This is a genomic window from Sediminibacterium sp., from assembly GCF_030695065.1.
Taxonomy (GTDB): Bacteria; Bacteroidota; Bacteroidia; order Chitinophagales; family Chitinophagaceae; genus Sediminibacterium.
The window spans coordinates 281,063-294,725 of the sequence record NZ_JAUYTR010000011.1 but is presented as its reverse complement, the minus strand read 5'-3'; the positions used below and the strand labels follow the sequence as shown (position 1 = coordinate 294,725).

General features: G+C 35.1%; 9 protein-coding genes. 5 read left to right on the top strand and 4 right to left on the bottom strand.

Annotated features, from left to right (window positions below):
- The first annotated feature begins 16 nt into the window (after positions 1–16).
- From Q8S25_RS05180 to Q8S25_RS05170, 3 genes are read left to right on the top strand one after another with little or no spacing between them, the layout of a single operon-like run.
- Positions 17–1,075, top strand: a complete 1,059-nt coding sequence (locus tag Q8S25_RS05180; protein WP_305535529.1) for a sensor histidine kinase — start codon at positions 17–19, stop codon at positions 1,073–1,075.
- A gap of 23 nt (positions 1,076–1,098) precedes the next feature.
- Positions 1,099–1,830, top strand: a complete 732-nt coding sequence (locus Q8S25_RS05175; protein ID WP_295184894.1) for a LytTR family DNA-binding domain-containing protein — start codon at positions 1,099–1,101, stop codon at positions 1,828–1,830.
- A 14-nt stretch (positions 1,831–1,844) separates the two neighbouring features.
- Positions 1,845–3,137, top strand: a complete 1,293-nt coding sequence (locus Q8S25_RS05170; RefSeq protein ID WP_305535527.1) for a M28 family metallopeptidase — start codon at positions 1,845–1,847, stop codon at positions 3,135–3,137.
- A 10-nt stretch (positions 3,138–3,147) separates the two neighbouring features.
- On the opposite strand, the gene Q8S25_RS05165 is transcribed toward Q8S25_RS05170, so the two are convergent.
- Positions 3,148–3,636, bottom strand: a complete 489-nt coding sequence (locus Q8S25_RS05165) for a hypothetical protein (protein ID WP_305535525.1) — start codon at positions 3,634–3,636, stop codon at positions 3,148–3,150.
- A 175-nt stretch (positions 3,637–3,811) separates the two neighbouring features.
- Here Q8S25_RS05165 and Q8S25_RS05160 point away from each other — a divergent pair, with 175 nt between their 5' ends.
- Together Q8S25_RS05160 and Q8S25_RS05155 are read left to right on the top strand one after the other, a co-directional pair.
- Positions 3,812–6,556: an Ig-like domain-containing protein gene (locus tag Q8S25_RS05160; RefSeq protein WP_305535523.1), complete on the top strand. Its 2,745-nt coding sequence runs from the start codon at positions 3,812–3,814 to the stop codon at positions 6,554–6,556.
- 31 nt (positions 6,557–6,587) lie between these two features.
- Positions 6,588–8,573 carry an OmpA family protein gene (locus Q8S25_RS05155; RefSeq protein WP_305535521.1) on the top strand — a complete coding sequence of 662 codons (1,986 nt, stop codon included), beginning with the start codon at positions 6,588–6,590 and terminating at the stop codon, positions 8,571–8,573.
- A gap of 63 nt (positions 8,574–8,636) precedes the next feature.
- Here Q8S25_RS05155 and Q8S25_RS05150 read toward each other — a convergent pair whose 3' ends face one another.
- From Q8S25_RS05150 to Q8S25_RS05140, 3 genes are all read right to left on the bottom strand, one after another.
- Entirely contained in the window at positions 8,637–11,135 is a 2,499-nt protein-coding gene (locus tag Q8S25_RS05150) for a cation-translocating P-type ATPase (RefSeq protein ID WP_305535519.1), read from the bottom strand.
- Between the two features lie 66 nt (positions 11,136–11,201).
- A complete protein-coding gene (locus Q8S25_RS05145) occupies positions 11,202–11,357 on the bottom strand; it encodes a lmo0937 family membrane protein (protein WP_305535517.1) in 156 nt (51 codons plus the stop codon).
- Positions 11,358–11,367: 10 nt separating this feature from the next.
- On the bottom strand, positions 11,368–13,662 hold the full coding sequence (locus tag Q8S25_RS05140) for a glycosyltransferase (RefSeq protein ID WP_305535515.1): 2,295 nt from the start codon (positions 13,660–13,662) through the stop codon (positions 11,368–11,370).
- Position 13,663: the final 1 nt, after the last annotated feature.

Here is a 13,663-nt window from a genome sequence, read left to right as displayed (position 1 = left end):
TTTAGCTTTGTAAGTCATGAGAACAAAAAACAAAGCAATACTATATTGGTGGTGTCAAATGGGTGGTTGGCTGCTTTATGGCTTAACAATGGTGTTTTTTGCCTTTGTTTTTGACAGTAAAATTAATAGCATTTTCTATCCCAAGCTATTGGTAATAATTGTTTCAGGCTTATTCTTTACCCATATTTTAAGGGAATTAATCAAATTATTTCATTTATTGCCTCCTGAGTTGTCTAAAAAATGGGTGCAGTTTACTGGGGTTTTAATGTTGATTTTAGTACTTTTTAACCTAACCAACTCGGCCATTGCGGAATGGCTGCATTTATATAACCCCAAAACAAAGGTTTCTGTAGACAAGCGATTTTTAGTGAATCTGGTGTCTGATTCCCCTTTGATACTGGTTTGGGTATCCATTTATTATCTCTGGCATTATATTGAATTGGGTACTAAAACAGAGTTTCAAAAAATTAAATTGGAGAGTTTGGTGAAAGAAATGGAGCTAAAAACCATTAAAAGTCATATTAATCCTCATTTTATTTTTAATGCACTCAATAGCATTAGGGCTTTAGTAGATGAAAATCCGGAAAGAGCCAGAACTGCTATTACCGAATTGAGTAATCTGCTCAGAAGTAGTATGCAGGCCGAAAAACAAGAGACGGTTCCTTTTGAAAGAGAGTTAAATATTGTAAAAGACTATTTAGCTTTAGAACATATTCGTTTTGAAGACCGATTAATGGTAGAGTATGATATTGATGAAGACACTTTAGATCAGCCCATACCTCCAATGATGTTGCAAACTTTAGTAGAAAATGCCATAAAGCATGGTATTAGCAAAGCCAAAGAAGGGGGGACTATCAAAATTATTTCAGATTTTAGGCAGTCTCACCATGAATTGATTGTACAAAATTCGGGAACTATTTCCGAAATTGCTGACTCTGAAGGGTTTGGATTGCAAAGTACCAGAAGTAGATTGAAGTTGTTATTTGGAGACAAAGCAAGCTTTACCATTGAAGCAACTAAGAATAATACAGTTGAAGCAAAAATTATTATGCCAGTACAAGGTGTACCGGCTTAACCACAATAATACAATCAGCAATTATGGCAATTAAGGCAATTATTATTGATGATGAAAGATTGGCTAGAAACGAACTAAAGAAGTTGTTGCAAGACCATGGTGATATAGAAGTGATAGATGAAGCAGCCAATGTTGATGAGGGTATAGAGAAAATTGAAACCCTGAATCCCGACTTAATTTTTCTAGACATTCAAATGCCAGGTAAAACTGGGTTCGACTTATTGGCCGAAGTAGAAAAAGCGCCCAAAGTAATATTTACCACTGCATACGATGAATATGCCATTAAGGCTTTTGAAGTAAACGCACTAGATTATTTATTAAAACCCATTGAGCCAAAGCGGTTATCTGATGCTATTCAAAAATTACAAGCAGAGTTGTTCAAAGAAAAAATAGGGTTGAGTGGCAACAATAGAGGTCCACTTACAGAACAAGATCAGGTTTTTGTAAAAGACGGTGAACGTTGTTGGTTTGTAAAGTTGGGAGAAATCAGGTTATTTGAAAGTGTAGGCAATTATGCCAAAGTATTTTTCGGAACCAATAAGCCATTGATATTAAAATCGTTGAATGCTTTAGAAGAACGTTTGGATGATAGAATGTTTTTTAGAGCCAATAGAAAACATATCATAAACCTAAGATGGATTGAAAAAATTGAGCCTTATTTTAACGGAGGATTAATTCTCGATTTAAAAGGGGGAGAAAAGATTGAAGTTAGCCGTAGACAAACGGTGAAGTTTAAAGAAATGATGAGTTTATAATTTAATAGAATAATATGAAAAAGTTTTTTGTTTCCTTTTGTTTGTTGGGATGGATGGTAGCTGCTAAAGCGCAAGACCTACAAACGATTATTACAGATGCCGAAGTACAAAGAGTTGTGGGTACATTGGCTTCTGATGAAATGGAGGGACGAAGAACTTTTACTAAAGGGATAGATAAGGCAGCTGCATTCATTGCTGGTGAATTTAAATCGTATGGTATTCAGCCATTGAAAGGCATCAATCAATATTTGCAATCTTTCGCAATGATTAGACCTAAGTTTATAAGTGCATCTGGTATGCTAAACGAATCTGCACTAGATACCAAACAAATCATTGCAGTAACCTGCAGTAAAGATTTGCAAGTCACTGAAAATTCAGGATATGAAGTGGCAGTAATTGCCAAAGGCGCTAATTTATTTGGGGAGGCCCGCAAGTACAGCGGACTATCTAAGAACACCATTGTTTTAGTTGATACTTCTTTTACCAATACATTTAGCAGACTGGCTCAATTAAAAGGCAATATGTTTTATTCTGACAAGTCTGTAGTGTTTATATTAACTACGGAAACAGCTGTAAAAAATATTACAGTTGATGCTAAACATGATATTCAAGAAATGCCATTAGCCAATGTGGTAGGTATGATTCCTGGGAAATCGTTGCCGAATGAATATGTGATTTTTTCTGGTCACTACGATCATTTAGGAATCAATAGTAGAAATATGGTAAACAATGATTCAATTTTTAATGGTGCCAATGATGATGCTGCAGGAACTACTGCTATGATGTTGTTAGCCAAATATTATGCTGCTGCAAAGAACAATGAACGCAGTTTAATTTTTGTTGCTTTTACAGCAGAAGAAGTGGGTGGATTTGGATCTCAATATTTTTCCAAGCAATTCAATCCCTTGGATGTAAAAGCCATGTTTAATATTGAAATGATTGGTAGTGAAAGTAAGTGGGGTAAAAACAGTGCTTTTATTACAGGGTACGAAAAAACCGATATGGGTAAAATATTACAAGGTAATTTAGCGGGAACGAACTTTACTTTCTATCCAGATCCATATACAAGTCAAAATCTTTTTTACCGTTCAGACAATGCTACATTAGCTAGATTAGGCGTACCTGCGCATACTATTTCAACTACCAAAATTGATGTTGATCCATATTATCATAAAGCATCGGATGAACTAAGTACCATCGATATTCCGAATATGACCCAGATCATCCGATCTATTGCTTTAAGTGCTAGAGGAATCATCAGTGGAAAAGAGACTCCCACAAGAGTTGATGCCAGCAGTTTAAGATAATATGGTTTTTCTAGAATGTATATCTTAAACTAAGTCCTCCATCCATATAAAAATAGTTGCCTCCGAAGAAGTCAACAAATGGTTTTATATCCATACTGATATTGATGGGCGCTTTATTTAATTTAAAATCTAATCCAAGTATTCCGTCAATACCAACTACTGTAGAAGAGGTATAGATTCTATTGTCATTATAATAGTACCTGCCACCATCTTGGAAAAATCCAAGGTGGCCACCAAAACCATAAAATATTTTTGCGCTGCCTGCGCCACCTAGTGGTGCATGTTTTTCATAAAGGCCTGTTACAATTACACTCTGTCTGCCTAAACTAACTATTCCTTCAAGGGCGGTTGATTGATTGGTGAAGTGCTTCAATGTTAATCCACTGGTTAGTCCGCCAAATCTTAAACCTAAACCGTTTTTGTAAGATTGCGCATTGGTAGTAGTATATATGCTAAGTGCGCATAAAATAATAGCTACAATAAAAATGTTTTTTTTCATAATTTTTTTTCTGATACTGTATGCAAGATTGCAATTTTCTGTTGCATGAGCATTATACTATTTATCATTTTAATTACATCTTTCACATATCTGTGATTTTTACAATTAACAGAATCAATTGTGTAATTAGTTCGCTTTTTAATATTTGAATATTTGGGTAATTAATTTTCAAACTATGAAAAGCATTTCTACATTTTTACCGAAAAGACTAAAAGCGCTCTTTAGTCCTACTATAAAACTTTTATTGATCGTTTTATTATTTAGCATGGGTTGCAAAAAAGGCGTGGAAGAAACAGGCACTATTGCAATTTGTCCTGAAGTAATTTCTACCGACCCTACTGCAGGTGCCATTAATGTGCCTACTACAAAAGTGATTACGGCAACTTTTAATGAGCCAATGAATCCTACAACTATCAACAACAGTACTTTCTTATTGCAAGAAGGAACTGTTTTGGTTTCTGGTGCAGTAAGTTATACTGGCTCTACAGCCAGCTTTACTCCGTCCGTACCCCTTAAAAGTAATACAGTATATACTGCAACTATTACTACGGGTGCTAAGGACAATTTAAAAAGTTCAATGATTCAAAACTATGTTTGGTCATTTAATACAGGAGCTGTGCCTATTGTTATTTCAACTGATCCAACTAATGATGCAGCCAATGTTGGGCTAACTAAAAATGTTTCCGCAACATTTAGTACAGCCATGAATCCTGCAACAATTACCTCTAGTAGTTTTACTTTAAAGCAAGGTGTTACAGTAATTGCGGGTGGTGTTACTTATAGTGGAACAACTGCTACGTTTACTCCTGTTGCTCCTTTTTTAGAGAACACCGTGTATACTGCTACTATTGTTAAAACTTCTAAAGACTTAGCGGGTAATGCAATGATTGCCGATTATACTTGGAGTTTTGCAACAGGCACAATTCCTATTGTTGTATCAACAAGTCCGGTTGATGGAGCTACTGATGTGATGTTGAATAAAGTAATTACGGCAAGCTTTAGTAAAGTAATGAATCCTGCAACTATGAATTCATCTACTTTCTTGTTAAGTGATGGTACAACACCCATAACAGGAACTATTACTTATTCAGGTAATACTGCTGCATTTAAACCTTCAGTTTTATTGCTCCCGAATACCTTATATACCGCTACCATTACTACAGGGGTCAGAGATTCTTCTGGAAATGCAACTGCGAGTAATTATACCTGGACATTTAGAACGGGTGTTTTGTTGGATGCAATAAGACCAACAGTAATAGCTACTGATCCTACCAATGGAACATTGAGTGTGCCAGTAAACAAAGTGCTTACTGCAACATTTAGTGAGAATATGGATTCCACTTCTATAAATAATACCACTTTCTTGGTAAAAAATGGTTCCGCAACTATTCCCGGTACTGTTACTTACTCAGGTGTAGTAGCAACTTTTGTTCCTACTAGTAATCTTGCTAGTGGTACTTTATATACGGGAACGATTACCATTGGTGCTAGAGACGTGGTAGGCAATACATTAGCAGTAGATTACAATTGGACTTTTACTACTATAGATATAATTAAACCAACAGTACTTTCTACGGACCCTATCAATGGTGCAACCAATGTGCCGCTAAATAAGGTGATTACTGCAACGTTTAGCGAAGACATGGATCCTAGTTCTATTAGTAATACCAGTTTCTTAGTAAAGAATGGTTCTACAACTGTTCCTGGCACAGTTACATACTCAGGTCGTGTAGCAACTTTTGTTCCTACTAGTAATCTTGCTAATAGTACTTTGTATACAGGAACAATTACAACTGCAGCTAAGGATGTAGCTGGTAATACGTTGGCAACTGATTACAGTTGGACTTTTACTACTCTTGCATTAGCAGATATAATTAAACCAACAGTGCTCTCTACAGACCCTTCAAATGGCGCAACAAGCGTGCCTTTAAACAAGGTGATTACTGCAACTTTTAGTGAAAATATGGACCCTAGTTCTATTAGTAATACTAGCTTCTTAGTAAAGAATGGTTCTACAAATATTCCAGGTTCAGTTTCTTATTCAGGTCTTGTAGCAACCTTTGTACCTACAAGTAGTCTTGCAGAGAATACAGTTTATACTGGTACAATTACCACTGGGGCTAAAGACCTTGCTGGAAACACACTAGCTAGTGATTACATTTGGACATTTACAACAATACTACCTGTTGTAGTGCCTCCTTCATTAATTGTGTTTGGTGTATTTGGTGGAAATGCAGGTATAACGAATCAAGGTATAAATACCGTCATTAATAATGGAGGTATTGGTACTACTGCGGCTTCTACTTTAATAACGGGTTTTCACGATGGAATAACTGGAGATGTCTACACTGAAACCCCATTGAATGTAGGGTTGGTCAATGGTAGAATTCATACCGCTCCCCCTGCTCCAGGTTCTGCTGCTTCAGCAATTATTGCTACACAGGGATTGGCTGATGCCAATGCTTTATACTTAAGTATTTCACCTGCTTCTAAACCAGGAGGAACAGATCCAGGTGCTGGAGAATTAGGTGGATTAACACTTGCACCAGGTGTATACAAATCTGCTAGTGGAACATTTAATATCAGTAATGGCAATTTAACCTTGGATGCAAAAGGAGATCCGAATGCGGTATGGGTATTCCAAACAGCAGCAGGCTTAACAGTGGGTATTGCTGGACCAACTGGAGCAAAATCAGTAATCATGATAAATGGTGGTCTACCAAAGAATGTGTTTTGGCATGTAGGAAGCGCTGCAACCATCAATGGTGCAGGTGGTGGAACAATGGTAGGAACTATCATTGCTTATGCTGGAGTTACATTTTCTACTCCGGGAAATACAACACAAACCATATTAAATGGACGAGCACTTTCTTTAAATGCTTCTGTAACTATGGTTAATACTACTATTAATGTTCAATAACCTAACTAACTATTTATTTTAAATATATTTTATGAGACACTTCAAAAATAATCATTCAAAAACAGTCTTCTTGTTATTTGGATTACTCATCAGTTACACAGTATTACTTGCACAAACAGAAAAAAGAGTACAACCAAAGTGGTGGTTTGGATATTCTGTAGCAGCTAATATTAATCAGTACAATGGAACAACCCAAATGCTGAATGCTGCCACCACCGTACCTGCAGCATTTCATAAAGGTAAAAGCGTACGGCCTTATGCTTCATTTTTATTGGAGTATCGTCCGAATAGGGTAATTGGCTTTATGTTGAATCTTGCATATGATAATAGAAGTGCCCGCTTTAATCAAGTAATGGCACCTTGTAATTGCCCTGCTGATTTATCTACTAATTTGAGTTATTTCTCTATTGAACCAAGTTTAAGATTGGCACCATTTTCTTCGGCATTTTATTTATTTGCAGGTCCTACTATTGGTATCAATATTAATAAAGACTTTGTATATGTACAAGACAAGCAAATAGACCAAAGAGGAGACTTTAGTGATATTAGAAAAACAATGTTCTCTGCACAAGCAGGTGCAGGTATAGATATACCATTGTCTAAAAAAACCAATCCAAGTCAAGTAACTCTTTCACCTTTTGCTTCATTTCAAACGAATTTATTTCAAGCGCCTAGAACAGTTGAAACATGGGATATGTATACCATTAGAGCCGGTCTTGCACTTAAGTTTGGTAAAACTGCAGCACCAGCACCTTTAAAGCAAACACCATTGGCGCCCGTAGAAGTGGTGAGGGTAGTTACAGTAAAAGAACCTAACCTGCAATTCTCTGTAAGGGCACCTAAGATTGTGCCTGCAGAAAGACAAGTAAAAGAAATGTTTCCATTACGTAATTCAGTCTTTTTTAATATGGGTTCAAGCGATATACCAAGTAGGTATGTGCAACTAGGAAAGAATGAGTCAATTGATTTCAAAGAAGCTGAATTACAAGATCAACAACCAGCTAATTTAAATAAAGGAAGGTCTGCTCGCCAATTGAATGTTTATTATAATATTTTAAACATTATGGGCGATAGAATGAGAAGTAATCCCAATACGTCTATTTTGTTAACAGGTGCTGCAGATAAAAATCCAGCAGAGGGTAGGTTAATGGCTGAGAATATTAAGCAATATTTAGTAAACAACTATGATATTGCTTCGTCAAGAATAACAACTGAGGGAAGAGATAAGCCTGTTATCCCTTCTGAGCAACCTGGTGGAACCAAAGAATTAGATTTATTAAGAGAGGGTGATAGAAGAGTAGATATTACCAGTAATTCTTCGGCAATGTTGCTTGAAGTGGGTGGTGCTACATCCCCTTTCCTAAAACCAGTACAAATCAAGTCTTATCAGGAAGATCCATTAGATACCTATGTAATTTTTACCAATAAGGGTGCAACAGAGTTATTGAATTCTTGGAGGGTAGAATTAAAGGATGAAGCTGGTGTAGTTCAAAACTATGGTCCTTATTATTTAGATCAGGGTTCAATTCCTGGAAAAACAATTCTTGGAAATAACGCGTCTAAAAATTATCAGGTAACCATGTTTGGTACTGCCAAGTCAGGCGAAATTATCAAAAGAGAAAGCTCTGTTAGTGTTGCAAAGTCTGAAAGTTTAAAACAAGAAGGATTACGTTATAGTATACTATTTGATTTTGATAAAGCGGATGCAATTGCCGCTTATGAAAAATTTCTAACTGAAGTAGTAGCTCCCTTAATTCCTGACAACGGAACAGCCATTATTCATGGGCACACAGATATAATTGGCGATGAAAAATACAATCACCAGTTGTCTCATAATAGAGCAGAAACTACTAAGATTATTTTGGAGCGTGCCACTAATAGATTGGGTAAACGCCAAGTAAAATTTGAAGCGTATGGCTTTGGTGCAGAAGTGGCCAATGCGCCCTTTGAAAATAAGTATCCAGAAGAACGATTCTACAATAGAACAGTTATCATAGATATTATCCCAGGTAATTAAAGATTGTTTAGCACAGTTTGTTGATTGAGGGCACCCTTGTTACACGTTGTAGCAAGGGTTTTTTTAGCTCCTCCTAATCAGTTTCACCAACTCGTACCATATTGCCGATATACTTCCAACCCCAAAGCATACTGCTATTTGTGTAAACCCAATTTTTGAAAAATCAAAAAAACGAGCAAAAGGATCAATATAAATTAGTGAAAGCAATAACACTAGGGTAATCAATATCATCCAAATTACAAGCCAATTTTTGTATAGGATAGTAGTGAAAATGGAATAATAGAAAGATCTATTAACTAAAGTCAAGAATATATTTGCAAATACTAAACAGCTAAATACCATTGTTCTGGTTGTATTTAAATCGTATCCATTATGTACAGCATATTGATAAATATATAATGTGCCCAGTGTAATTGCCAGGCCTTGTATAACACTTGTTGTTAATTCTTTCCAACTAAAAAAAGTACTTGTGAATGGTCTTGGAGCTTGCGTCATCGAATTTTTTTCTATTGGTTCATTCTCATAAATGATAGAACAAGTAGGACCCATAATTAATTCAAGAAATATCACATGCACAGGGGTGAATATATTTGGATACATCCAACCTATTGCAAGTGGTATAAATACAGTTAGTACAATAGGGATATGGATTGAAATAATATATTGAATCGCTTTTTTTAAGTTAGTATAAATTTTTCTTCCCATTGCCACAGCATCTACCATTTTAGCTAAGTCGTCTTCAATTAATATCAGGGATGCTGCTTGTTTGGCAATCTCTGTTCCTTTTTTGCCCATTGCTATCCCAATATGTGCAGCTTTTAAAGCTGGGCCATCGTTTACGCCATCACCAGTCATGGCAACAATTTCATTATTACTTTTTAGTGCATTAATGATTTTTAATTTTGCTTCAGGAAACATTCGGGTAAAAATATTGATTTCAGCCACTTTTGTTTTTAGGTCTGTATCAGACAATTGCATTAATTCTTCACCACTAATTTGTTTGTCTGAACCTTTAAAGCCAATTTTTTTAGCTACAGTAGTAGTAGTGGCGGCATTGTCGCCAGTAATAATTTTAACCTGTATGCCAGCTTGGTAAAACTGATTTAACACTTCACTCATATTTTCTTTCGGTGGGTCATAAAATGCAATCACCCCCATTAAGTTGAATAGGAAATCTTGCTGTTTTTCTGGGAAATTGGTTCCTGAAAACAACGCTTCTCCAACAGCCAAAACTCTGTAACCTGCGGCTGTAAATTCGTTAATGGCATTTTGAGTGGCTATTCTTGTTTCACTATTGGCATTGGAACAAGCAAGAATAGCTTCTGGCGCACCCTTTGCTGCTATAATTCGCTTACCTATTTCATTTTCAAAAATATGTGTCATCATTGGTGGCCTACCTTCTAAAGGGTATTCATGAATCATTTTATAGTTGGGGCGTTCATCTAATACAATATTCTCTTTATACAATTGATGCAAAGCCAGTTCCATTGGATCAAAGGGGATAGGTTCACTTGCCCACATGGCATAATCAATCAATGCCTGGTTTTCCTTTTGATTTGAACCAATTTGATCAGTACTAAAATTTTGCTGCATTGTAGCATTATATATTGCTGCAATGCTCATTTTGTTTTCGGTTAGGGTGCCTGTTTTATCAGTACAAATTACTGTAGCACTTCCAAGTGTTTCAACAGTCTTCATTTGTTTAACAACAATGCCCATTTTCATTAACCGCCAGGCACCTAGAGCCATAAACGTAGTAAATGCCACAGGTATTTCTTCTGGTAGAATACTCATTGCAAGTGTAAGTGCCTGAAGTAAACTATTGAGAACATTGTTCGACTGTTTAAAATTGATGAACCAAACCACCAAAAACACAATGGTTCCAATAATGGCCATGTTGCGAACAAATCGATTGATTTGTTTTTCTAAGGGTGTTTTTTCTTCTTTAATAGATTCTAAACTTTTCCCAATTTTCCCTAGTTTAGATTCATTTCCTATGGCTGTAATTTGTACAATAGCTAACCCTGCTACAACATAAGTACCTCTGTACACTTGATTATCGGTGCTGTTTACAGTTTTGCTAACTGCAAATGTTTCTCCTGTTAAAATTGATTCGTTTACAGAGAAATCATTGGCTTGAACAATAATGCCATCTGCCGAAACTGCATTTCCTTCTTCAACTAAGAGAAAGTCTCCTATTACAAGTTCGTCTACATGTAAAGATTGTATTAAATTATTTCGAACAACTTTGCAAAAAGGCTGCGTAAAATCTTCTAGTTTTTCCAGTGCTTGTTTACTTCTGGCATCTTGGTATAATGAAATGGTTGCAACTAATAAAATTGCAGCAGCTAAAAATAGTCCATCCCCTGAATTGCCTGTAATAAAATAGATTGCAGCTGCAATTAATAATAAAATTACCATTGGTTCTTTAAAAACGCTTTTTAGCGCTTCTATAAACCCACTGTTTTTTTTAAAAGTTAATTGATTGTTGCCAAACTGATTTCTTGCTGCTAACACTTCCTGATCAGAAAGCCCTTTTATATTGAATGGAGCTGTAGGCATAAATGGGTATTCATTCAAATATAATTCATCTTGAATGATTATCCTTACAAGGAAGAATCACGACTTTTATAGTGGGCTTTTGCCTCTTATTACTCTTAATAAAATGGCAATGATGGCAATCACTAATAAGATATGTATGATGCCACCTGAATGATATCCAAAATAGCCAATTGCCCAAAGGATAATTAATATAACAGCAATGGTGTATAACAGATTACTCATGGTATTTTTTTTAAGTGTTCGAAAAATTATATTTGTCAATGGCAAGCCTTGCCATTAAATAGCTTAAAGTAGACTCTGCACCTTGGTTTAGGTTTACATAACTATCTTCTAAACCATCATAGCAGCCTCCGGTACATGGATTGTAGATGATTTCATTTAAATGATTTCTTCCTTGAAACCAATCAAAAGCAATTTTCATTTTTTCTTTATAATATGCATCGTCAAACTCTATATAGAAACTATTTAATGAAAGTATGGTGTATGCAACATCAATGGGTTGTTCTCCGCCAACTAAATTACATGAACCGGTTATTTCCTTATTGTGCCAATTTTTATTTGAGATAACATGTATGCCTGTTGCGGTAAAAATTTGACTTAATAAAAACTGAAAACTATCTTTTGCGGTTTTTTTAAATTTCAAATTTCCTGTAGCTTTCCATGCATACAACATGGCTTCGGGTAGTAGACTATTAGCGTAAGTTAAATAGCCCTCATACCAGGCCCATTTTTGGGATGATTCGTGTAAATACATTTGATACACTCTATTCGCAAGCGTATTGATAGTGTCATATGCTTTTTGGTTAAAAATATTTTTGATGCTGTAGCTTAGACCTTTAATAATAAAAGCCATTGCCCTAGTAGAGTGAATTGTATTTAAGTGCGAAATTGATTTATTCAGTATTCCACTTGCTTTAGAAATTATATTTTTAGGCAGTATTTCTTCTAATCCAATAATATACCCTAAAGCCCAAATTGCTCTACCATTTGCATCATCTAAATTACATTGTTCATTCTCGTTTGTGAATGCTTGTAATTGACTTACATAGTTTAAAAAATCACCTTTTTCTTGTTGACAGAATGAAATAAAATCTAAATAGATTTCAATTAAATAAAGGTTTTCAAAATGACGGGTATTTTCAAAATGCATTCCAACGGCAAGTAATGCTCTTGCATTATCGTCTAATGTGTATCCCGATGTTAAATCTGGTTTGTTTAAGACAGCAAATTGAATGATACCAAATTTGGTAGTTAACTTTTTTAAGTGGTGCAAATTTAAAGCAGGGATACTAAAATTTAAACTGAGTGCAGATTTAATCGTTTCTCTAAAAATATTTGCATGTTTTAACGCACTATTCTCCCATGCAGTTGAAGCTAGTTTATGAATTCCATTTAAACTAAATTCTTCTCTTTTTGCATCATTTGATAATAAAGATATAATGGCAGTCGATAATTGCTGACTATTATTAAAGTCTACAATTATGCCTGTATTGTTGGCAAGTACTTCTAACGCATGTGGAATAGCAGTTGCAATGATGGGGCATCCACTACTAATGGCATAAGAGAAAGTGCCGCTCACTGCTTGGTTTGGATTATTCGAAGTAAATAAATAGATATCTGTTAATTGTAAATATTCTAATAGTTCAGGTAATTCTAAAAAATGATTAATAAATAAAACATGTTCTTCTAAGTGTAATTGTTTTATTTTAAATAGCAATGATTCACGATATGACTCTCCGTCAATTTTTACAACACCAGGATGAGTAATTCCAATAATTAAAAAAAGTACTGTAGGTTCCTTTACTATTATTGCTGAAAGTGCATCTAATGTTGTTTCAATGCTTTTTCCTGAATTTAGTAGTCCAAATGTAGAAAGTATTTTTCTCCCTAATAAGCCATGTTTTTTCTTCAGTTGTATTTTATCTGTATGCCTAACTAAATGGGTGCCATGACTTATTATATGAATGCTAGCTGAATCAATTCCATAGTCATTCTTTAGTATGTTGGCAGCATTTTTGGTCATTACAATTGTTTTAACCGATTTGTTTAACATCAATTGCATGTATTCTTTTAATTCATTGTTTGGTTTGCCCAATACAGTATGCAACGCAAAGATGAATGGCTTTGATAATAATTTAAGAAAGCTTTGGAATACTATATCGTTGCCATGGTAAAAGCCAAATTCGTGTTGAAAAACGATGAGTTGAATTTGCTCGTTTGCATTTAATTGGTGGGCCAGTTGAGTGTATTTTTCCGCATTACTGGTATCTAATCTATATTTAACCTCACTAGCATAAGTATAGTTGGAATGTTCCTGTTCTAGTGCACAAATATGTATAGAGAATGATTGATCAAATTTGTTATATAAAGAGTTGTATAAGTCATTTGCATAGGTAGCTATTCCACATTCTCTTGGCGGATAAGATGTGACCATTACTAAAATAGGTAATTCAATTCTTTTTGTTGCAATAAAAAGGCGGTCTCTTTTAATTTCTAATGGTATAATATGATCTAATAGTGCTTCCATA